This is a genomic window from Acidimicrobiia bacterium (assembly GCA_035948415.1).
Lineage (GTDB): Bacteria > Actinomycetota > Acidimicrobiia > IMCC26256 > PALSA-555 > PALSA-555.
This window is the reverse complement of the sequence record DASZJD010000081.1, coordinates 1-21,942: the sequence shown is the minus strand read 5'-3', so window position 1 is coordinate 21,942 and position 21,942 is coordinate 1. Positions and strand designations below refer to the sequence as shown.

Annotated in this window: 19 protein-coding genes, 3 tRNA genes and 2 pseudogenes; 19 read left to right on the top strand and 5 right to left on the bottom strand. The window is 68.1% G+C overall.

The window, feature by feature from the left end; translation table 11 throughout:
• The first annotated feature begins 363 nt into the window (after positions 1 to 363).
• Positions 364 to 436, top strand: a tRNA-Ile gene (locus VG869_11425).
• A 16-nt stretch (positions 437 to 452) separates the two neighbouring features.
• Here VG869_11425 and VG869_11420 read toward each other — a convergent pair.
• Complete coding sequence (locus VG869_11420; protein ID HEV3451800.1) at positions 453 to 1,382, bottom strand: tyrosine-type recombinase/integrase; 930 nt, start codon at positions 1,380 to 1,382, stop codon at positions 453 to 455.
• 20 nt (positions 1,383 to 1,402) lie between these two features.
• Here VG869_11420 and VG869_11415 point away from each other — a divergent pair, with 20 nt between their 5' ends.
• From VG869_11415 to VG869_11365, 11 genes and pseudogenes are all read left to right on the top strand, one after another.
• On the top strand, positions 1,403 to 1,546 hold the full coding sequence (locus tag VG869_11415) for a hypothetical protein (protein ID HEV3451799.1): 144 nt from the start codon (positions 1,403 to 1,405) through the stop codon (positions 1,544 to 1,546).
• A 601-nt stretch (positions 1,547 to 2,147) separates the two neighbouring features.
• Positions 2,148 to 2,327: a hypothetical protein gene (locus VG869_11410; protein HEV3451798.1), complete on the top strand. Its 180-nt coding sequence runs from the start codon at positions 2,148 to 2,150 to the stop codon at positions 2,325 to 2,327.
• Positions 2,328 to 2,675: 348 nt separating this feature from the next.
• Positions 2,676 to 3,041, top strand: a complete 366-nt coding sequence (locus VG869_11405) for a hypothetical protein (protein HEV3451797.1) — start codon at positions 2,676 to 2,678, stop codon at positions 3,039 to 3,041.
• A gap of 3 nt (positions 3,042 to 3,044) precedes the next feature.
• Positions 3,045 to 3,836: a hypothetical protein gene (locus tag VG869_11400; protein HEV3451796.1), complete on the top strand. Its 792-nt coding sequence runs from the start codon at positions 3,045 to 3,047 to the stop codon at positions 3,834 to 3,836.
• A 352-nt stretch (positions 3,837 to 4,188) separates the two neighbouring features.
• Positions 4,189 to 4,749: a hypothetical protein gene (locus VG869_11395; GenBank protein HEV3451795.1), complete on the top strand. Its 561-nt coding sequence runs from the start codon at positions 4,189 to 4,191 to the stop codon at positions 4,747 to 4,749.
• A gap of 665 nt (positions 4,750 to 5,414) precedes the next feature.
• Positions 5,415 to 6,716: a hypothetical protein gene (locus VG869_11390; protein ID HEV3451794.1), complete on the top strand. Its 1,302-nt coding sequence runs from the start codon at positions 5,415 to 5,417 to the stop codon at positions 6,714 to 6,716.
• A 543-nt stretch (positions 6,717 to 7,259) separates the two neighbouring features.
• On the top strand, positions 7,260 to 7,727 hold the full coding sequence (locus VG869_11385) for a GNAT family N-acetyltransferase (GenBank protein ID HEV3451793.1): 468 nt from the start codon (positions 7,260 to 7,262) through the stop codon (positions 7,725 to 7,727).
• Positions 7,728 to 8,311: 584 nt separating this feature from the next.
• Entirely contained in the window at positions 8,312 to 8,716 is a 405-nt protein-coding gene (locus VG869_11380) for a nuclear transport factor 2 family protein (protein HEV3451792.1), read from the top strand.
• A gap of 225 nt (positions 8,717 to 8,941) precedes the next feature.
• A pseudogene (locus VG869_11375) lies at positions 8,942 to 9,782 on the top strand (alpha/beta hydrolase).
• Between the two features lie 187 nt (positions 9,783 to 9,969).
• Positions 9,970 to 10,068, top strand: coding sequence for a DUF2510 domain-containing protein (locus tag VG869_11370; GenBank protein ID HEV3451791.1), 99 nt, complete (start codon positions 9,970 to 9,972; stop codon positions 10,066 to 10,068).
• Positions 10,069 to 10,139: 71 nt separating this feature from the next.
• Positions 10,140 to 10,227: transfer RNA gene (locus VG869_11365), tRNA-Ile, on the top strand.
• A gap of 70 nt (positions 10,228 to 10,297) precedes the next feature.
• Here the strand turns inward: VG869_11365 and VG869_11360 are convergent.
• On the bottom strand, positions 10,298 to 12,337 hold the full coding sequence (locus VG869_11360) for a bifunctional diguanylate cyclase/phosphodiesterase (GenBank protein HEV3451790.1): 2,040 nt from the start codon (positions 12,335 to 12,337) through the stop codon (positions 10,298 to 10,300).
• A 416-nt stretch (positions 12,338 to 12,753) separates the two neighbouring features.
• Between VG869_11360 and VG869_11355 the strand changes: the two genes are divergently transcribed.
• The 3 genes from VG869_11355 to VG869_11345 all read left to right on the top strand — a co-directional run bounded on the left by VG869_11355 (position 12,754) and on the right by VG869_11345 (position 15,324).
• Positions 12,754 to 13,299 carry a YdcF family protein gene (locus VG869_11355; GenBank protein HEV3451789.1) on the top strand — a complete coding sequence of 182 codons (546 nt, stop codon included), beginning with the start codon at positions 12,754 to 12,756 and terminating at the stop codon, positions 13,297 to 13,299.
• Positions 13,300 to 13,691: 392 nt separating this feature from the next.
• Positions 13,692 to 14,102 (top strand): DUF4234 domain-containing protein, encoded by a 411-nt coding sequence (locus VG869_11350; GenBank protein ID HEV3451788.1) that lies wholly within the window; start codon positions 13,692 to 13,694, stop codon positions 14,100 to 14,102.
• 643 nt (positions 14,103 to 14,745) lie between these two features.
• Entirely contained in the window at positions 14,746 to 15,324 is a 579-nt protein-coding gene (locus VG869_11345) for a TMEM165/GDT1 family protein (protein ID HEV3451787.1), read from the top strand.
• 158 nt (positions 15,325 to 15,482) lie between these two features.
• Here VG869_11345 and VG869_11340 read toward each other — a convergent pair.
• Positions 15,483 to 15,572: pseudogene (locus VG869_11340) on the bottom strand (YtxH domain-containing protein).
• A 400-nt stretch (positions 15,573 to 15,972) separates the two neighbouring features.
• Here VG869_11340 and VG869_11335 point away from each other — a divergent pair.
• Entirely contained in the window at positions 15,973 to 16,440 is a 468-nt protein-coding gene (locus VG869_11335; GenBank protein ID HEV3451786.1) for a hypothetical protein, read from the top strand.
• A gap of 216 nt (positions 16,441 to 16,656) precedes the next feature.
• Positions 16,657 to 16,729, top strand: a tRNA-Asn gene (locus VG869_11330).
• A gap of 22 nt (positions 16,730 to 16,751) precedes the next feature.
• On the opposite strand, the gene VG869_11325 is transcribed toward VG869_11330, so the two are convergent.
• Together VG869_11325 and VG869_11320 are read right to left on the bottom strand one after the other, a co-directional pair.
• Positions 16,752 to 18,155 carry an FGGY family carbohydrate kinase gene (locus VG869_11325; GenBank protein HEV3451785.1) on the bottom strand — a complete coding sequence of 468 codons (1,404 nt, stop codon included), beginning with the start codon at positions 18,153 to 18,155 and terminating at the stop codon, positions 16,752 to 16,754.
• The gene (locus VG869_11320; GenBank protein ID HEV3451784.1) at positions 18,152 to 19,102 is read right to left on the bottom strand and encodes an NAD(P)-dependent oxidoreductase; all 951 of its coding nucleotides are present in this window, start codon (positions 19,100 to 19,102) and stop codon (positions 18,152 to 18,154) included. Before VG869_11320 ends, VG869_11325 begins: the two co-directional genes overlap by 4 nt.
• 261 nt (positions 19,103 to 19,363) lie before the next feature.
• Here VG869_11320 and VG869_11315 point away from each other — a divergent pair, with 261 nt between their 5' ends.
• Both VG869_11315 and VG869_11310 read left to right on the top strand, forming a co-directional pair.
• Positions 19,364 to 20,575 (top strand): ABC transporter substrate-binding protein, encoded by a 1,212-nt coding sequence (locus VG869_11315; GenBank protein ID HEV3451783.1) that lies wholly within the window; start codon positions 19,364 to 19,366, stop codon positions 20,573 to 20,575.
• Between the two features lie 96 nt (positions 20,576 to 20,671).
• On the top strand, positions 20,672 to 21,942 hold a 1,271-nt coding region (locus VG869_11310), incomplete at its 3' end, for an MFS transporter (GenBank protein HEV3451782.1).

The following is a 21,942-nucleotide window of genomic DNA, read 5'->3' as shown; positions in this document are numbered from 1 at the left end:
GTGGAGCCTCCCGGAGGCCCCGACCCCGGTACCGACGAGAGCGCACATCCAGACACCGCGGTCGCGGCCGCTGCGAGCGCGGCGATCCGGGTCAGGCGGGGGAGCATCGGGTCCTCACTACTGGTACGGGGCAGGTGCTCGGCCTTCCGGGCCGCCCCCTTGAGCAATCGGACGGGCTCGAGCGACCAGCTCGCCCGAAGCTCCGTCCGAGCAGCGCGGAAGGTGCGGGTTCGACGAGGAGCAGTCCGGGCAGGCCCGACGGCCGAACGCGCCGGTTCGTGGGCCTGAATGAGCGCCGTCACTCGGCCAACCGCAACGGTCCCAACCAGTTTCGAGGCGCGTCGAGGCGCGGCATGATCAGGTGGGGCCGTAGCTCAGTGGTCAGAGCAGGGGACTCATAATCCTTTGGTCGCAGGTTCGATCCCTGCCGGCCCCACGTACTGTGACAAGGGTTAGCGGGACCCGGGCTCGAGGATCGCGACCGGCGGGGCAACATCGGGGCAACATGAGTCGAGCCGCGCGGCCAGGTCGTCAAGGTCCGACTCGAACAAGTGGCCGTAGACGCTCAACGTGAACCCGGCGGAGCGGTGGCCGAGGATCTGCTGGACGGCCTTTGGCGGGGCGCCGGCCTGGATCATACGGGCCGCGGCGGAGTGGCGCAGGACGTGAACACCTACGGCCGGAAGGTTGAGCTTGTCCAGCGTCGGCAGCCAACGGCGGTGATAGAACGCCCCATAGCGGAGGTTCCCGCCGTTCGGGGCTCGGAACACCGGGGCGCCGGCCTCAGGCCCCACGTTCGCCGCTAGGTGCGTCGCAAGCTCATCCGCCAGGGTCGGGGGAAGGGGAACCGCCCGGGCCTGGTACGTCTTACCGGCGGTCCGGTGAAGTCGCCCGTTGACCTCGGTCAGCGTCTCCCGGACCATGATCCGGCGACGGAGCACGTCGATACGATCCCGGGTCAGGGCTGCCGCTTCCCCGAACCTCAGGCCGCCGATCCCCAGCACCCGAATGAGTGTCCGGTACTCGGCGGTTGGCATGGCGTCAGCGATGGCGTCCACCGTGGACGGAGCGAGGTAAGGCGCTTCCTCACGTTCGATCCGCGGTTGCCGAATGCCCGCTACCGGGCTTGTCCGAATGAGGCCGTCCCGGAGCGCGGCATCGAACACCATTCGCAGGACGATGACGACCTTACGGACCCGAGACGCGGACAAACCCTCGGCGGTGAGCTCGGATACGAACGCCTGAATGTCTGAGGCGCGCAGCGCGCTGAGGTGAGTCCAACCGAACCGGGGGACAATGCGCGAGTCGAGCAGCGAGCGGTAGCCCGCGACCGTGCCGGACGCGCTACGGGGCTGCTGCCTGCCCCTCTCGATGCACCGCACCGGTTCACGAAGCCTTCGTCGTGACAACGCTGAACGACATCGACCCTAGCCTTGGCGAGCTGGTCCGTATGGTGGTCGACAGCCTGTTTGTGCTGTTCAATTTCGCTCGCATTCACGAAGACCAGATCGACTACCTGGTCCGTCGATTCCAGGAAGAGTCGTAGCGAAAAGCCGGCCGCGGATCAGGACCAGGCGGCCAGTACCTACGCCTCCGGTACCGTGAGCCAGGCGACCTGTGTGCCTACGAGCTCGTATTCCTCATCGGACGACGGAGGCGTCGAAAAGAATGGGTCTAGACGGTGGCGGATCTGCCCTTGGTGACCCCATTCATTGAGGATTCGGATTAGTTCCTCGTGCATGCGCCTTGTGAAGCGTCGCCGACGTTTGCACCACCATCGGTGCTTTCGTTCCTGCAGATCGCGGAGGTGTAGCGCCGCGGAGACCTGCGGGCCGTACGGGGACATGGGCCGCCAGCGGACGGCGTTTCGTCCCTCGGCGCCGCACTGTTGGATCCGGTTTGCGAGTCGGATCGTGCGTTGCACTAAGTCGAGTCGCTGGGCGTTCCACGCCTTTAGGGCCAGGATCGTCCAAGCAAATGCAAGGGTCCAGATCACCGAGGCCGCGTAAGTCGATGCTGAAAGCAGCCCGAGCCCGAGGCTGGCCGCAGCAAGGGGCCCGGCGACGTAGAGGCCCAATCGCTCCACGTCCGAGCAAGTTACCGGGGCCGGCCACCGATGGTCTCGCTCCCGGGTGATACTCAGATCCGTGGACGCCAGCGAACTGAGAGCGCAAGCGATCCAAGAGGCCGATGAGCTCGGCCCCGAGCCGATCGACCGTAACGAACACGCGCTGTGGCTCGAGGAACGCCGCGGTGCGATCGTTCTCCTGTCGGCGCTCGCTGACCATGACCCGGCGGTGCTGCGACGTGCCGCGCTGTTCCGGTGACCGCTGCTTCGGCATTGACAGGTGGGTGAGACCGAGGCATCGTTTGGGGTGAAGGGCCCGACGGGCGGCGTCGGGGGATGTTATGGGTGGGGGTCCTCGGTGTCGGCAAGTTCTCTCGCCCGCCCGTGGCTCGCGTGATACCGGCCAGCGTCGTCGCGCCCACATGCGCGGGCGCTGTGGAGTAGAGCGCGCCACCCGCGCCGATCGGCGACCGCCCTCGGCACGTTGGGGATGGTGATGGCCGAGCCGTTCGTTCCGACGCATCGGGTTCCTGCGGGAGGACTGTCGGCCTGGAATGAGCCCGACCCGACCCGATCGGCGGACGCGACCTTGGACGCTGGCCTCGAGGTGCGTGTCCTGGAGCAGCGCGCTGATGGGTGGGCCCGCGTCTTGTGTTCCAACCAGTGGTCCGCTTGGACGGATGGCCGGCGGATCGTGGGGCTGGAACCACGCGCCGGGACGGGCGACGACATGCTCGCGGTCCTGGAGGGCACGCTCGGCGAGTACGGGCGGCTCCTCGACGACCTCGCCGCCGGGCGCCTTGCCCCCGACACCTTCCAGCGCAAGGCGTTCGAGGTCGGCCTCGTTGTGCGCGATGACACCGCGTGGATCGTTGACCTGCAAGGTCAGCGGGTGCACCGCTACGACGGGCTGAGTCTGCAAACGCTGGAGCTTCCGGCCCGCGCTCCGGGCGAATCGTCGGTCGAGGACTGAGCGATGGCACAAGACCCGGCCCAAATCCTGGATCAGTACATCCAGCAACTCCAGACCCTCCAGCAATCCGCTGAGCGCAGCTTGCAGGACCAACTCAGTCAAGGAATCGACCCGAATACTCGGTATGCCATCGAGGACTCCGGGGGGTGGACCGAACAGTCACTCATCGACCTGGGCCGCCGGGAGATCGCCGTCGTCAAAGACCAACTAGCCCAGGCTCGAGCCCTGGTCGGCCAGGGCAGCCAAGCCATAACGGACTTCTTTCGCGCACACGTCTACGACACGACGTGGACGAGTCAGCTGCCGGCGGCAGCGCCGGCCGTCGAGACCGAGGCCGAAGGGTTGGTCACAACCCTCGAGGAAAACCCGCAGGCCCTGGTCACGATTCCCTTGGCCGTGGGTGCGGCACGGGCCGCTGCCGGGTCGACGCTGCGCACCCTCGTCGCGGGAGGAATCCGGGGGGCCCCCGGCGGCGGGTGGGGTGTCGCGGCCGGCGTCCTCATCGCGGCCCTGCTCGCGCTCGGTGGGTGGGCATGGAGCAACAGCGGATCGAGTGGCGGTGTCAAGACGGTCGACCCGAGCGCTTCCACCACGCTCACGTTGCCGACGACATCGACGACGTATCCGCTGTACCAGGCGCCCCCGCAGTACACGGTGCCCCCGTCCGTGCCGCAGCAAGGAGGCCCAACGCAGCAAGGAGGCCCAGCGCAGCCGGGCACGACGCCCACGACGCAGCACGTGATCATCTGTGACCCCATCGAACCGCACCAGCCATGTGTCCCGAACACGTCGTGACGCAACATTTGGACCTACCCGCGATTACGGGCGTCGACCAGGAGACACCCGCGACCTGTGCCGACGGCGGCGAAACCGCCTGCGCCTTCCACCTCACCGTCAGCGGGCCCGGCGGGAAGCCCGGATGAGCGACCCGGGAGGACCACCGCCGACGGGGCCGCCCCCTCCACGGCCCGCGTCGCCGCCGGCACCGTCCCAGACTCCTCCAGGTCCACCGTCCGGTCCGCCGGGCGCAGCCTCGGGGCCACCGTCCGGCCCGCCGACGGGCCCGCCCACCACACCCCCCACTCGGCCACCACGGCCCGCGGGCGGGCCGCGCCGCCCACTGTTGATTGGAGGCATCGTCGCCATCGTGGTGATCGTGGCGATCGCGGTCCTGGCGCTCGCCGGTGCTTTCTCTAGTGGCGGCAGCGGAACCACGTCCTCGGGCGGTTCGGCGTCGAGCGTGAACGGCCCAGCTGTGACCAACACCTGCGTACTGCTGACGACCTCGGAGGTGGCCGCAGCGCTGGGTGAGCCCGTCGGACGGACCGCGGTCTCCAAGGACAAGGGCGCCTGCTATTACCCGCTGGCGAACAACGACCGGCTGGCCGTCGAGGCCGACCACCTCACCTCGACTGATCCCGAAAGCGACTTCCAGTCGGCCCGAACATCCAGCGTGTTCGGCAGCGCGGGGACCGTCAAGGATCTCCCGGGGCTGGGTGACCACGCCGTGTACGAATTTGCTCCACCCACTGCCACGTCGGCGGGAGGAAGTGACGTCACGGCATGGAGGGGCCGACTCAGGCTCTTCGTCACCTTCGAGGTGACGAGCCCTTCCAACCTCCCCGGCGTCGCCGACCTGAACAGGATCACGAGCGAGCAACTGGCGGGTCTGGCCCGCATGGCCCTCGTCCGCGCGCCGGCGCTGTAGGGGGAAGCCCGTCGCCCGCTCGTTACACCAGTCATTGGGTCAGTGGGCGAATGCTGGATACTCCCAGAACGCTTATTAGCTCGCGTTGGGCAGCCGTAGGGAGAACAGCCCGCAGGCGTTAGAAGGTGACCCGCTGAACCTGCCCTGACCCGCGGGCATGCCAAATTCGGCCCGTTCCCACTTACCCGGGTCCGCTCCCGGATCGGGACGGGACGCGAGGGCTGCTCCACGGCCGCAGAACTGCCGGACATTCCGGGTTTCTCAACTTGGGGTGGCCACGAACAAAGAAATTCGGCCTGAGTCTGGGTGAGCGGCTGACCGCACACTCCGACCGTGACCTCACCGGCGATGCTGCGACGGATCGGGACGCCGCAGGCCGGGAACGCAGTTACCCCAAAGGCAGGTCGGGCGGCGTCGGCCCGCTCGGGGTCGCTGATTACCTCACCGGTGGGGATCGCCCCGTGGGTTGGGCAACGCCACTCGACGGCCATGCCTCGGACGGTACGGCGAGCGTGTGACAGAACCGGCCCAGTTCGGGTGTTCTTGACCATGCTCGAGCGGTACATGGTGGCCGCGCGTGGCTCGCTTGGGCCTAGATTGCGGTCGTGCGGGGCCCACAGGGGGTCAGGGCTGCGAGCCGGCTCGCATGGTTCGCAGTCGCGGTCGTGGCGGGGGCGGTGGTCGCATCGCCGTCGGCGGCGGCGCCGCGACCGTTGGCGCCGGGCGGCTACCAGATCCAGGTGTTCCCGGAGCCGGCGGGGTCGCGGAGCGTCCTGAACAAGATTTCGTCCGATGGGACTGCGGTCGGCCAACGCCTGGACGCCGACGGCACAAGCCACGCGGTGATCTTCGGTCGCCCGTTGTTCCCGGGCGGGTCGCCGCTCGCCGGCAACCAGAGCGCGCTGGTGGCAATCAACGCCAACGACGAGATGGCCGGGACGCTGATCGGTGCGGGCGGCCCGAACCCGCTGTTTCTTCCTCCGGGCGGTCAGCCCAAGGTTCTGCCGGTACAGGGTGACGCGAACGCGATCGCGTTCGGTCCGCTGGTGGCCGTGACCGCGACCGGCGGCGACGGTCAGCAGCACGCCGGGGTATGGAACCCCGCAACCGGCGCGACCCGGGACCTGGGGCCGGGCGCCGCGCGCGGCATCAGGGCCGACGGGGCGGTGGTTGGGAAGACGGCCGACGGCCATGCGGCCTTCTGGACCCCTGAGGGAGTGGCGCACACCCTCCCGTTCCCGGGGACACTCATCCAGCTGAACCTCAGCGGGGAGGTGGTCGGCATTCGCACCGAGGGTGGCGGGCCACACCCGATCCTGCTGAACCTGGCCCATCCCGATCGGGTCACGGACCTCAAGCTGCTGCCCGGCTATCCCTTCGGGACCGCCAAGGGGATCTCGGACAGCGGGCTCGTCGTCGGCGACGGCTTCAAGCTGCCGACCGGTGGGTTGCCCAGCGTCGGAATCGTCTGGTCGCACCGCACTCCCTTCCTCGCCCAGAACCTCGTCCAGCAGCCGTCGAACTCGGCATTCATCGCCGACCTATCCGGCGTCGACGACAACGGCCTGATCGTCGGCTCCGTGATCGACATGCGGGTGCCGGCGTCGCCAACCCAGCAGGAAAACGACTTTCTCGGGACCGACCTGGTACAAGCCAAAATCGAAAACCTTCTCGACCTCGTCGACTTCGCCGGGGGGGTTACCGCGTTCGACATCAAAGGCAGCTTCCCCGAGCTACAGCACCCACTGATGAAGATCAAGGACGACATGCTCCAGAAGGCCAGGACCCACTACCTCCACCACCGGACCCAGAACGCTTGCCGGCGTCTCACTGCGACGCGTCACGCCTTCGAGGCCCTGCAGTTCCCCCACGCGGTTTCCGCTGCCCGACAGAGCAACCTGGACGCGCTCAAGGCAGCAGCCACCCATGACATCGACGAGGTAGCCAGCGAAATCCCTTGCCCGTGATGGGACAGCGGCCGGGCAACATCCGGGCAACATGACAGCGGTACCAAGCGGGACGCGCCGGGATGGTGAGTGACACGGAAACGGCCTACTGCAAGGGCGAACGCGAATCGCCGCAGGTCAGCGCGTTTGCTCTAGGGGACTCATAATCCTTTGGTCGGAGGTTCGATCCCTCCCGGCCCCACTACTGCCGCGACGGTTCCGAGTCCCGCCGGATGCGCGTCCGGCCGGAATGCACACGCTTGCACACCCGCGGCCGGGCTCTTTCGGCTCCTTGCAAGGCCCTCTCGGGCGGAGCATCAAGCGATGCACCCGACCGCCAGGCGGAAACTGCAACGACGATCTTCGGTCAGGACCCCTGTTCGAACGCCGCCTCGAGGCCCGCAGGGCCTAGCCGACCTCCTCGTGGTCCACGTGCGCGTAGGTCGCCGAGGTGAACGCCGGTGAGTCGCTAACGAACACGCGCGCCCCATAACACGCGCCAAACATGGCGGTACGGGTATCACCGCTGGTGCGGCGGGGCGATCGTCGTAGGCTGCGCCGGTGATGGCGACCATCGTGACGATCGAGTCCGGCGGCGGACGCGAGATGTGGATCCCGCTGTTGCAACTCGCCGATGAGCCCGAACCACTCCGCCGGTACGTGTACGACGGAGTGCTCTATGGCGTCGTTGACGAGCCAACGGACCGACCGGTCGGAGCCGTTCTGGTGATCGACATCGATGACCAGACCGCAGAACTACGCGCCGTCGCGGTCGATGAGGACGACCAGGGTCGTGGCGTCGGCACGTGGCTGGTTACCGAGGTGTGCGATCGCCTGCGAGGCTCCGGAAAGCGGATTGTGGTGGGTACTGCAAGCTCCGGTGTCCGGCAGCTGGCGTTCTATCAACGGCTTGGCTTCCGCTTGACGCATGTTGAGCGCGACTTCTTCACCGTTGAGCGTGGGTATCCGCTCGGACTTGAGGAGAACGGCATTCCAACACGAGACATAGTGTGGATGGACCTCGAAGCGTGACGCTACGGATGAGCGAGTGTCGGCCGTCGACCGGCAGCACGACGAAAACCTCCTCTTGGGCGTGATCCATGCTCGTGGAGGTCGGACTGTGTCCGCGGCGATTCCCCAGAGGGCGACGGTCAGGTTTTTTGCGTCGTGTCGCCTCAAGATGGGTCGTCGTCCCCGGTAGTTCGGCTCGGCGCCACAAAGGCGTGGGCCCGCCGCACCGGGAGGTCTGCAGCGTTCGTTTCGAGCGACCTGGAAAGGGGAAAGCCCCAAGAGCCGCGAGGCATCTAAACGAGGGCAGGGAAGTTGGACCCCGGAGGCCGGAGTCCATCCGTCTGGCCTTTGACCGCCTCGCCGACGCGCCGCCGCACAAACCCCGCCTTTGCGGCGGCGCGCCGACGCTGTTGTAACCGCGACGGAAAGGGCCGTTTAACGACAATTCGATAGTGACCAACTGAAGTTCCTAGACGCCTGATCGAAGTCGCTCACGATCGAGGCGCCGAGGCGCCGAGGGGCGGGCTGGGCCCTTGAGCGGGGCCGAGCGCTCTGTCCTACGATCAGTCGGGCGGAGGAATTGAAGCCACGGGAAGGGGGGCACGATGGCTCAGCATCCGAATGAGGCACGCGTGCGCGACGCGTACGCGGCCTTCGCCAAAGGCGACCTGGACGGGGCGCTTGCAGATCTCGCTGACGACGCGGTGTTCCATTTCAACGGCGCCGGTCCTATCAGCGGCGACCACAAGGGTCGCGAGGCGATCGAAAAGGCGCTGATTGCCGCCTTCACGATGACCGGCGGCACCCAGGCGCTCGATATACATGGTGTCTTCGCTGACGATAATCACGCGGTGGTCGCGCTGCGTGAGACGGCGACCCGAACCGACGGCGCAACGCTCGACGTTGAAGAGGCCCACGTCTTGACGATCGACTCCGATGGGAAGATCACGAATCTCTGGGACCTCCCAGCTGACCCCGAAGCTCACGATCGGTTTTTCGACGGTCGTTAAGCCGAAGAGGAGGCCCACGCTTCGGCGGTAGCTCCTCACTCCCCGCCGACGCGTTGGGTGAGCGGCTGGCCGCACACTCCGATCGTCACCTGACCGGCGATGCTGCGACGGATCGGGCCACGTCGCTCTTGCGGCGTCGCGGGAAAGGACGGATGCTCGGAGGGAGACCCTTTAGGGAGGAGGTGCCGCCGCTAGGGATCAGACAGATTGGATCGGAGGTCCGGAATGCCCTACATCACCGTTGGTCACGAGAACTCGACCACCATCGACATCTACTACGAGGACCACGGCGCCGGTCAGCCCGTCGTTCTGATCCACGGCTTCCCCCTCAATGGAGCCTCCTGGGAAAAGCAGATCCCGATGCTGCTTGACTCCGGCCACCGGGTCGTCTTCTACGATCGTCGAGGCTTCGGGAAGTCCAGCCAACCTACAGTTGGCTACGACTACGACACGTTAGCAAATGACCTTGATGTCTTCCTGGACAGCTTGGATCTTCGGGACACAGTCTTGGTCGGCTTCTCGATGGGCACCGGAGAGGTCACCCGATACCTCGGGACTCGCGGCGCTGAGCGCGTCGCCAAGGCGGCGTTGTTCGGGCCGTTGGGTCCCTACCTCGTGCAGGCCGATGACAACCCTGAGGGTGTCCCCCGCGAAGGTGTTCGAAGACATCAAGGCAGCGATCCGCCAGGACCGATTCGCCTACCAGAAGGCCTTCCTGGACGACTTCTACAACGTCGGCGTCTACCGCGGAACAGGTCGGATCAGCGACCAAGCGTGGCAAAACAGCTGGAACGTCGCCGCGGGAGCGTCAGCGATCGGAACACTCAAGTGTGTGGACACCTGGGGCACCGACTTCCGCGGTGACATGGCCGGCCTCGGGAGCGTTCCGCTCCTGATCGTGCAAGGCAGTGAGGATCGGATCCTTCCACCCCCCAGCTCCGGTCGACGCCTCCCGGCGCTCGTCCCCCACGCCGAGTACCACGAGATCGAAGGCGGCCCCCACAACATCGGCTGGACCCACGCCGAGGAACTCAACCCGCTCTTTGAAGCCTTCCTCGCCAGGTAGCCGCACCACGCGTGCCCCGGGCCGGGTAGCCCGCCCAGCTCTCGGCCGGAGCCGCGCGCACGGACGACACAGCCCGGCCGGGGCATGGGGGGGTGGGTCGCGAACGCCTCAGACGCACACGCGCAATGGCCCGCCGCGCTGAGCGTTGTAACGAGGTCGCCCGGTCACATTGGGACGAGGCGCCAGCGTGACGCCAACGCAGCCGGCAGGCTGGTACTTCGACCCGATGGGCCGGGCCGATCAGCGGTACTGGGACGGCAACGCCTGGACTGACCACGTCGCCTGAACAGGCGGGCAGGGAACGGACCCAGTCGCGGCAACATCCACTCAGCCGGATACGGAACCGTGCACGAACACGGGGCCACGCGAATCGTTGCAGGTCAGCGCGGGGGCTCTCGGGGACTCATAATCCCCTTGGTCGCAGGTTCGATCCCTGCCGGCCCCACCCGACTTGGTCGGACGGACTCTCGTCCCGTCCGACGTGAGGTGCGAAGAGCTGTGTGCATCGCGGGTGCTCAGATGTTGGGAGAACGTGCGGAAGCGTCCGCGAGGACTGCCTCGAGATCACTCTCCGTGACCGGCCCGGGGGCAGCCGTCGCCATCCAGCGCCGCAGCTGATCGGCTGGCATCGGGCGGCCGAGGAGGAAGCCTTGCGCCTCGTCGCAGCCCGCCTCTCGAAGCATCGTCAAAACCTCGGGAGTCTCGACTCCTTCGCCGACGACGCGGAGCGCCAGGTTGTGGCCCAGCTCGACCACGGAGCGGACGATCGCCGCGTGGGCCGAGTTTTCGATCATGTCGCCAACGAAGCTCTGGTCGATCTTGAGCTCGTGGAGCGGGAGTGCCGAGAGGTAGCTCAGGGAGGTCTGGCCTCGCCCGAAGTCGTCGAGGCTTACCCGCACCCCGCAGCGGTCGAGTTCCTGCAACAGAGTGACAGCTCGGGCCGGATCGACGAGGAGCGCGGTCTCAGTGATCTCGACGATGAGCCGCTGCGGCGGAACCCCAGTACGCGCAAGGACGGTGGCGACCTTCGTCGCAAAGTCGGCACGCCCGAGATCTCGAGCGGAAACATTGACTGCCACCGCGAGATCGGAGGCTGTGGGCCCGAACCCCTTGAGGTCGGTCAGAGCGGTTGTAAGGACCCACTCCGACAGCCGGTGGATGAGATCTGTCTGTTCGGCGAGCGGCAAGAACTCGTCCGGGTAGAGCAGCCCGTGGACGGGGTGCTGCCACCGAACCAGGGCCTCGACTGCGTCGATCGTTCCCCGGGCGAGTGCCGTCTTCGGCTGGTAGTGCAGGAGCAGCTGGCCGTCATCGATGGCATGACGGAGCTCGGCGATCAGTTCGAGCTTGCCGGCGTCGTAGTGATCCTTGGCCTTGTCGTAGCGAGCGATGCCGCTGTGTTCAGCCTTGGCCACGTACATAGCCACATCAGCGCGTTGAAGCAGCGTGTGAACGTCGGTACCGTCATCGGGCGCGATGACAAAGCCGATGCTGGCCTCGACCGATAGCGGGAGACCATTGACCTCGACTTCGGTCTCGATGATGTCTCGGAGCCCGCGAAGGACTTCCTCGGCCTCGCTGGCGTCGCTCAAGATGATTCCGAATTCGTCACCGCCGAGGCGCGCGACCGTATCTTGCGGTCGCGCGTGGGCGGCGAGCCTCTCGGCGAGACCAACAAGGAAGTGGTCGCCGTTGTGGTGGCCGAGCGTGTCGTTGACCTCCTTGAACCGATCGAGGTCGACGAGGGCGATCGCGACCGAGCGCTTGCGACGCCTCGCCCGTGTCACCGCGATCTCAGTTCGGCGGTGGAAGAGGGCGCGGTTCGGCAAGTTGGTGAGCGCATCGTGCTCCGCCATGAAGGCATTCAGCGCCACCTGGCGACGAAGGCCGCGGCTCATGCGGACCGAGATGGCGAACAAGGCGATGTAGAGGAGTAGCAGACCAACGGCGAGGTCGCGATAGAGCGCGTGGAGGCCAGCAGTGACGTCCTGGCTGATCGGCGCGTACGGCAGGTACATTTCCAGGACTCCGACCGGACGTGCCGGCGTGCCTGCGACGAGGGGCTGGTACGTCTCAACGGCTGTCACACCCTTCGGCCCGGTGTCGTTGCTGTCTCCATTCAGGCGGGTCAAGCGCGTGATTACTGCGCTATGCGCCGCTCTCAGGGCTTCCGCCTCGGGCGTTTGATCGAACCCGGATCCGTCATCTGAGTAGACGACCCGGCCCTCAAGACCCCGCACGCGCAGCCGGAGAATGTCGCCTCCCCTCACGGCACGGTCGACGACGCGCGCCAGTCCGGCCCGCTCCTCCGGCGAGAGTCCGCGATCGAGGGGGCTTCCGGCCAGGACCGGCTGAACTGTGGTGCGGGCCACGAGCACGGCTTCGGAACGCCCTTGCGCGAGGCCTCGATCTGTGGCCTGGGCCCGATAGTTCCCTGCGAGCACCAGGCCGAGCAAGACCACGGGCACGGCGCTGATCGCCGCGGAGGTCAGGAAGAGCCGAACCGCCGACCGCGGCGCGCCGACACTTGTCCGCATCGGCGATGTCTTCGGCATCGATGAGGCCCGGCTAAAGGCGGCAAACGCGCGGCTGCCGCTCTTGGCCGCGCGCTCTGACGGCGCCGGGTCACAGTCGCCGTCCGGACGACCGCTCCGAGCACCCGCGGGGGCCGCTCGACGCCGGGGATCGTGGAAGGCCGCTTGGAAAGCCGTTCATGCCCGCAAACCCTCAAGTGTCATCCACGAGTTGCACCCAAGAAGCCTTCCCAGAGCCGCCCCCGCCGCTCGGACGCGCTGTGGTTGAGCAGCGTGTCGACCGAGAGCCGATGGCGACGGGTCGGCAACAAGTGGCGACGCGCGACGCCTGAATGCGGGTGAGCCACGAGTTCGCGATCGACGCGCGTGTTCCGTCCGGCTGCGCCGCGCGGGATCGCTGATGTCGACGCCAGAAGACATGCCGGTACGATCGCCGCGTGCGTTCGCTACGCATTCGCTCGCGACGGCTACGTATTCTCGCAACGATCTCGGCGGTTCTCGTCGTCGCGTTGATCGTGGCCAGTTCTCGTCTGTTCGTCTGGCCCGCCAGCGACCAGCCATCACGGGCCGACGCCATCCTGGTCTTGGGTGGCGACGGGCCTCGCCTTGACAGGGGTCTGGCGCTTGCGAAGCAGCGGTATGCGCCTGTTCTCCTGGTGTCCCAACGTGACCGTGAGTACGTCCCCTCTGGATGCGCTCCGCGGATCAGCGGCGTCGAACTGATCTGCTTCCAGCCGAACCCCATCAGCACGCAAGGTGAGGCCCGGTATGTAGCCCGACTTGCGGCCAAGCGTCACTGGCGGCGCATCATCGCCGTCACGTCCACGCCCCAAGACACCCGAGCCCGACTACGGCTGAAGCGTTGCTATCGCGGACAGGTCCTGGTGGTGACCGTCCATCCGTCGTTCTTCGGTTGGGCACGCGACATCCTCTACGAGTGGGGAGGCTTGATGAAGGCGCTCGTCTGGCAGACCAGCTGCTGATGCGCGGCCCGCACGGCGAGCACGGCGCTCTCGAGCCGAGCCCATCCACCGAGTTTCTGGCCGTGCGGGCGAGACGCGCCGGGCCGCGCACGGCCGAAGATCCGCCCTTGGGCGGGGGCTCTGGCGTACCGTTACCTCCCGTCATACGACGAGCCGGCCCGGCGACCACGCTATGCCGACGCCGCCGACAAGAGGAGACATCTTGATGGATGTCAAGTCGCAGGAGCCCAACGAGCAACAACCAGAAGTACCGCGGGTAACCAGACCGTGAGTCGGAGAACAGGGTCCCACACGAGGCGAGGGAAACCGCGTCTATCAGTGCACGGGAGCCGCCGCGGCGCTAGCGTCCGGGCAACGGTTCGCGCAGCGCGCTGCGCTCACGAAAGGCAATCATGAGCACACCTCCTCCTACAGCCCAAACTGGCGGCACCGGGGCCATCGGCGAGATGCGCAGGCCGTTGACGGTGGTCCTGCTGACCATCGTTACCCTCGGGATCTACGGCTTGTGGTGGTACTACCGGAATTTCGAGGACATGAAGCAGTACAGCGGCGAAGGGGTCGGCGGCCTCCTCGGGCTGCTGTTCGCCATCTTCTGCGGCATCATCGCGGCCTTCTTACTGCCCGCAGAGGTCGGGAACCTCTATGAACGCGAGGGCAAGGAGAAGCCCTGCAGCTGGCTGACTGCGTTCTGGAACCTCATCCCGATCGCCGGTGGGATCATCTACGTCTACAAGGTGCAGAACCGGATCAATGACTTCTGGGCGTCAAAGGGTGGCCACTGGGCCGGCTCGGGTAACGGTTAGAGGCGCTGTTGAGGAGCCTCAGTACATAAGCGATGCCAAGGCCGACGCCCTCTGCTACAGAAGGGCGAGCGTCCGATCGCGATGACCTGCCGCCTCGGAGAGCCTCTGTTCGGAGATCTGTTCGCGTCCTTCGCGGCAGTCGTCGCGTAAGGCGCGAGGCACGGGCGGTGCGACCCGTGCGCCGCGACCGGCCCCCAGGGTCTGAAATTCCGGCCCTCCGGACCCGTTGAATCCTTGAGCCAGTGCCTCCCCTGGGGCGGTACTGGGCAGCCCCCGGGCACGGTTCGCCGGCGCTCGGGGGCTTTTGCGTTCCCAGTTCACGACCTCACCTCGTGGCGGCACCCTGACCGGGACATCGGCGGCGCAGTGGCCAGCCCAGCATCGGTCGCCGAGCCTCGGAGACGTCGATCGGGGCCACGACGTCCCACGGGTGCGTGCATGTGGCGAACGACGTCGACACCCAGCTGGCCGCCGTCCTCAAGCCGGGCACGCCCGTCGAGATCGGCTAGCCCAGGGCCGTTCGTCCGCCGACGTCGGTCCGGCGACCCGGCCGCGATCGGCCACCCTGCATCAGCCAGACTGACCGACCGATCGCGCCCGCACACGGCCGACGGCGGTCGTGGGGTCGTCCCCAGGAGGGTCGATGGATCTTGGGATCGCCGTCGCGGTCTTCCCGATCATCTTTATCGGCGAGCTCCCGGACAAGACGATGTTCGCGTCGCTGGTGCTGGCGTCACGAGGCCGTCCGCGCCTGGTCTGGGTCGGTGCCGCGGCGGCGTTCCTCGTGCACGTCGCGATCGCGACGACGATCGGCGCGGGCCTCTTCGCCGTGGTGTCACATCGGGTGCTCGACTGGATCGTGACCGCGCTCTTCGTGGGCGGAGCGGTGTACGCGTTCCTCGAGGGGGCTCGAGACGAGACGAGCCTCGTCGCGCGTGAGGCCGCGTCACACCGGCAGATCGTGGTGACGGCGTTCCTCGTCATCTTCCTGGCTGAGTGGGGGGACCTCACCCAGATCCTGACCGCCAACCTGGCTGCTCACTACCACTCGCCCCTGAGCGTGGGCGTCGGTGCCCTGGCGGCTCTCTGGTGTGTGGCGGCGCTCGCGGTCGCCAGCGGCCAGACGCTGCTCCGGTTCTTCCCGGTGACGACGGTGCGCAGGATCACGGGTGTGGTGCTCCTCGTGCTCGCCGGTGTGGCGGCCTGGTCGGCGGTGGGGTGACCGGCGCGTCCGCACGCGACCCCGACGCTGGGTCCGGCGACGACCTAGTTGGGGGAGGGGGGCACCACGGCGTCGCTGGGGTCGCCGTTCCGCAGCCGCTCGCGGCCGAGCTCGACGGCGGCGTGCACCTTGGCGAGCGGCATGTGGCCGAGCCATCCCCGCAGCTGCTCGTACCGCTCCCGGCCGGCCCGAGCGCCCAGGTAGTAGCCGACCGCGAAGCCGAGCACGAGCCCGACGCGAAAGCGCACGACCACTTGCCTAGCATCCCCCTCGGTCGAACGGATGTTCCGCTCCGAGGCGGGTCGACCACGTCGTGTCGGGCGAGCTGAGGCCTCTGCGGCCAGGACGCGGCGCTGGCGCATCGACGCTCGCCTCCGGGCCTGCCCGGCGACCACGATCCAGAAGTCGGGCCAGTTGCCGCTCGATGTTCACCCGAAGGTCCAGTTGGAGGTGCCAGGCTCACCCGCCATGAGGACTTCCCCCCGGGGTCGCGGCCCGCGGACGCGTCGACGGGTTCGCCCGGGCGCGGCGATCCCCACGATTCTCGGCCGACCCGGCCTCGCCCTCCTCATCGCCGCGTCGGCGACCGGCTGGGCGGCGACCAGCCCCGCCCGTGCCTCGACGCCGCCGCGGCCGCCTCGCTGCTCGGTGCTCCGAACCGGTGCGCACCTGTCGTGGGACGGGCCGAAGGGCAGCGCCTTCCGGACCATCCCGAACGTGGCCGCGGCGGCGGGCGACATGTTCAGCGGGTACCAGGGTTGCGTCGCCGTCGACAACCGCCTCCCGCTCCAGGGCAACGGGCAGGTCTCCCTGGGCCGGTACGACCTGTTGCGTCTCGATGCCAACGCCGGAGCGTTCGCGGCTGACGTTGCGGTGTTCACGAACACCTACACGCACCCCAGCGGGCCCTCGTCGCGGTGGACCGTCGTTGACTTCGACCACACCCAAGCGCTCGAGCACTCCGATATCGGCAAGGTCGCCGGCTCGACGATCCACTTCGTGGTCTTCTGGTGCCGCCAGGGTCAGGTGTTCGCGCTGGTCGCGGTGACCCGCACGAAGCCGATCTCCGACACGCAGCTGGGGGCAGTGGCGAGTGTGCTGTTGGCACCGCGATGAGGCGGGGACGCGGCGGCCGGGCCGTGCCCGACTCGGGACGCGAACGAGCGACCCGACGTACGCTCCGACGCACGGACATCAGCCCGCGCGGCTGCCGTCGCGTGCGGTGAGCGCCGACCGGACGAATGCGCGCGGGCGCGCTGGCGTCCACCGAAGCGCAGCGCGTCACTGCGACCGCGTGGAGCGAATCGGCACTCTGCTAACGTCAATGCAGTTTCCGGGGTAGTTCAATCGGCAGAACGACGGGCCGTTAACCCGTGTGTTGAGGGTTCGAGTCCCTCCCCCGGAGCCCCACGGCCGCCGGCCCCGGCTCACGCGTCGTTCGCCAGCAGCCGGGACGCGACCGCGTCGGCGGACCGGCGAACGGGCTGATACGCCTGAACGAGCTCCGCGCTCGGCGCCTCGACCGCGATCACGGGATTCAGGCGGTCGAGATCCATCGGCTCGGCGCGGGCCTGCCCGACGATCAGCCGGGCGCCGACGGACGCCGCGTCCGAGTGCCGCCGGCTCACGACCGAGCGGCGCGCGACCGCGGCCAGGATCGAGCGCCACAGAGCCTCCGTCGCCCCCGCACCCGCGAGCTGCAGGGCGTGCGCGTCGGGCGCGAGCTGCTCGACCGACCGGGCGGTGTCGAAGGCCACCCCCTCGATCAGCGCCCGCGCCAGCTCCGCCGGCCCGTGGGCGCTCGTCAACCCGATGAAGGCGCCGTACACGGCGGGCTGCCACCACGGCGCACGCGCGCCCTGGAGCCAGGGGAACGCCAGCAAACCATCCGCGCCCGGCGCCACCGCGGCGGCTGCGTGCACGAGCGACGCACCGGTCGAGCCGGTCAGGGATCCCAGCCACTCGAGGGCCGCGCCGGCGGCCGAAAGACCCGCTTCGAGCAGGAAGCCGTCCCCGACCCCGCGTGAGACCTGGGCCCGGTGCGGGAGGGTCGCGACCGGTCCCGGCGTCGGGACCGAGACGTTGACCGTCGTCCCCCACGACACCATGGGAGCGCGCACGGAGGCACCCACGCCGACGGCCTCGCACGCGCGGTCGCCGGCGCCGAGGATGGCGACGCTGCCCGCGGGCAGGCCCAGCTGATCCGGTCTCGCGATCGGCGTCGACTGCACCGATGGGATGAGCGGCGGCAGCCGACGCCCGAGCGCGGCGTCACCGAGGAACGAGCCGTCGAGGGTGTAGAAGCCCGTCCTCGAGGCCAAGGTGGGTTCGCTGTGCGGCTGACCGGTGAGACGCGCCACCACGAAGTCGCGCGGCGCGAGCAGCCAGGCCGCCTCCTCGAACCAGCGCGGCTCGTGGCGGCGAACCCACGCCACCTTGGCCGCGGCGCAGCCCGCGCTGAGGATGACACCGGTCCGCTCCCGGAACCGGGCGGGATCGCCGAGCGTCTTGAGCTCGTCGCCGGCTCGGGTGTCGGACCAGAGGATGCCCGGGCTCACGGGCTCGAGCTGGCGGTCGAAGCCGGCGAAGGTCTCGCGAGCCGCCGAGCACCCGACGGCGCGCACCCGGGCGTATCCGTCCGGCGTCGCCGCTTGCAGCGCCGCGCAGGCCTCGACGACCGCGCGCCACCAGTCCCGGGGGTCCTGCTCCGCGCGCCGCGGCGCCGGGTGCCGGGTCGGGATCGGCACTCGGACCAGGCCCACGAGCTCGTCACCCGACCAGAGCGCGGCTTTCGTCGTGCTCGTCCCGAGATCGAGGGTGAGGACGCTCACACGCCGGCGAGGACGCGCAGGACCTTGGCCAGGGACGAGAAGTCCTCGCGGCCGTAGCCGGACACGCTGGCGGCCCCGAGGATCTGCCGCACGAGGCCGGCCGTGAACAGCGGCGAGCGCTGCGTTGCCGCGTACCCGACCGCCAGGTCGAGATCCTTCGCCATCAGGTCGGTCATGAACCCGGGCGCCCAGCCGTTCGACGCCGGGCTGTCGGGCACCACGCCCTCGGCGGGGAGCCGGGTGCGGACGGCGACGCAGTCGCCGGTCGCGTGCGTCAGCACCTCGTAGAGCTCCGAGAGGTCGACCCCGGCCTTGGTGGCCAGGACCGTCGCCTCGGCGGTGGCGAGCATCTGGGCGGCGTAGATCAGGTTGTTGCAGAGCTTCACGACCTGGCCCATGCCCGGACCGCCGACGTGCACGATCAACCCGGCGAAGGCGTCGAGCACGGGACGGGCGACCGCGAGGACGTCGGCGTCACCCCCGACCATGAGGGTCAGCTGCCCCTTCTGCGCGCCGACGGTGCCGCCCGACAACGGCGCCTCGAGGTACCGGGCGCCGGTCGCGCCGACGCGATCGTGCTGGGCGCGCTCGACCTCAGGGTCGATCGTCGAGGTGTCGACGACGAGCTTGCCGGAACGCAGCGCGGGCAGGGCGACGTCCAGCACGCTAACCACGTCCGGCGAGCTCGGGACGCAGAGGATCGTCAGCTCACTCGCCGCCACGACGGCGCGGGCGTCGCCGCCGTCGACGGCGCCGAACGACACCGCCTCGGCGATCGGGCCGCGGCTCCGGGAGGCGACGGCCACCTCGTGTCCCGCCTCGACCAGGTGGCGCGCCATCGGCAGGCCCATGGCGCCCAATCCGACGAAACCGACCTGCATCCTGACCTCCTTGGCCGGCGTGGGAAGGTACCAGTCGTTCCTCCAACGGTAGGTGAGCGCCGCCAGTGACGGGGACCAGGGGGGACTTCGGGCACGCCGGCCCTGCCGGACGACGACGCGGTCGGATTGTTATCCTCCCGATCACTTCGGGAGGGGGAGGTCGTGATGGGTCGGCGAGAACCGCGCAATCGGGTTCGTATGGTGCGGGTATCCATCGCAGCCGCGCTTCTCGCGGCAGTGTTCGCGGCGTACGGAGGTCCTGGGAGGAGCAGCTCGGCGTCCTCAACGACGGCGGGAGGCAACGGGTCGACCGCGCCGGGTGTTGGAGTGACACCGACCGAGGTGAAGGTCGGGATTGCCCTCGTCGACTTCAACTGCATCAAGAGCTTCACCGACTCGATCCGCGAGAACCAGGACCAGGTGTACCAGTCGTTCATCGATGACATCAACGCGAAGGGCGCCCTCGCGGGACGCAAACTCGTGCCGGTCTACGACTCGTATTGCCCGATTGGCACCGCGGGACCCCTCTCCGTCTGCACGAAGTTCACCGAGGACGACAAGGTCTTCGCGGTGATCGGTACCTTCATCGATTTCTCCGGCGACGCCCAGACCTGCGTCGCGAAGCAGCACCAGCGGGTTCTGATGACGTTCAACCTCACGCAGGCGATCCTGAAGGCCAACCCGCCGGGACTCATCGTCTACCCAGGTGCGACGAACGAACGCACGGCCACGGTCCTGCTCAATCTGCTCGGGAAACAGCACACCCTCAAGGGCAAGAAGGTCGCGGTGCTCGGTGACTCCACCATCGCCAGCACCCTCAGCGGCACCATTGAGCCCGCCGTGAAGAAGCTCGGCGTGGCGACCGGCACGACCGGGATCCTGTCGGTCAGCGGATCCGACACTTCGGCGGCCCTCACCCAGCTCGCCAGTTTCATCGAGCGCTGGAAGAGCGAGCAGGTCAACGCCCTCTTCCTGTCGGGCGACACCGTCTCGTCGAAGCAGTTCGTGGCGGCGATCCGCAGCGCCATGCCGAAGGTGCTCCTCCTGACTGACACCACGGACGTCTTGAGTTCAGCGAAGGACGACACCACCGCGGGGATCAAGCCCAACCCGTACGAGGGGATCACCTCGGCCGCAGGCCCGACACCGCCCGAGTACGACAAGAGCGCCAACTGGGCGTACTGCGCGGCGATCTACCAGAAGTACACCGGCAAGCGCGCCCCCAGCGCCGAGGAGGTCATCAAGGCTCCCGGCGGGAAGACGCTCGACACAAACGGGTCGATCAACGACGCCTGTCAGGTCATGACGATGTTCCACGACATCGCCACCCGGGTCGGCAAGGACCTCAACAACACGAACTGGATCAACACCGTCAACCGCTTCGGTGCGATCACGAACCGGGGCGGCGGGCCGTACGCATCGCTGCGCAAGGGCAAGTACGACATCGACGACAGCTTCCGCCTGCAGGCCTACGACTCCTCGATCCCACCCGCTGGCAACTGGAAGCCGCTCTCGCCGCTCCAGAACGTACCCGGATGACGACCGGCCGGGCGAGGGTGGCCCCGGCCTTTACTGAGCCGCGTGTAATGCAGTAAAGCGATCCGACCAAACCAGCGTCGGCCGAGGCAGGGTCCCGTGGACGAACCGCGCAGCGATGCCGCCGCGCTTGCGGCCGAGGTCCTCGACGAGGAGGCGGCGCGCCAGGGGGCCCACGCGCTCGCCAAAGAGCAAGTGATCTTCCCGGACGACTTGCTCCCCGGCGTCAACTCCGAGCCGGTCACGTTCCGTGAAGCGCTTGTTCGCGGCGGCAAGGGCATGTTCGTCGTGCTGGGTCTGATGATCTCGCTCGATCAGCTGACCCTCAACGCCGTGCAGGCCGTCACGCCCAACCTACGCGCGACGTTTCACATCAGCAGCGGCACCGCGGTATTCATCGGTACCGCATCCGGGTTGTTTTACGCCCTCGGCGCGATCCCGATGGGATGGCTCGCCGACCGCTTCCGCCGTGTGCCGATCGTCGGGGTCGCCAGCCTCGTCGCCGCGTTCTTCACGTTCCTCACCGGCATCGCGGTGAACGCGTTCATGTTCTTCTGGACGGTGTGCTTCACGGGCGTGGCGAAGGCGAGCGGTATCGCCGTCAACCCGCCGCTCATCGCGGACAACTACCCGATCGGCATCCGGGCGCGCATGTCCGCGGCGATGAACCTCGGGCAGCAGGTGCTCGGGAACGTCAGTCCGGTGCTGGTCGGCGCGATCGCGATCTGGGTGGGCGGCCGCGATGGCTGGCGCGCGGCGTTTCTGCTCTTCGCCATCCCCGGGGTCCTCCTCGGCATCGCCGCGTTTTGGATGCGCGAGCCACCGCGAGGGCAATACGAGAAAGCCGACGTCCTCGGTGAGGTGATCGAGGACGAGAACCCCGCCCACCCCTCAATGGAGGCGGCGTTTGCGAGGCTGAAGAAGATCGCCACCGTCCGAACCTCGATCGCCGCGTTCGCAGCGCTCGGCTTCGGCGTTTTCGCGCTCGGCAGCCTCCAGGTGCTCTACCTGAACGACACGCTCCACGAGACGAACATCCTGCACCGCGGTCTCATCCTGAGCATCTCGGGGTACACGGCGGTGCCGTTCCTGTACCCCATTGGCGCGTACTTCGACCGCCTGTACCGGAGGGATCCGGCGAGGGCACTCGTGCTTGTCGGCCTGCTGATCCTCCCCTCCGCGCTGTTCACACCGCTTCAGGTCTCGACGCACAGCGTTGTCTGGTTCGTGATCTGGGGGATCCCGCAGGCCGTGCTCACGGCGTGCGCGTTTGCGATGGTCACGCCGGTTCTCCAGGCCGTCTGCCCATACCGCCTCCGCGGCCTCGGCGTGGCGATGGGCGTGATGTACGTGGTGCTCATCGGCGGGTT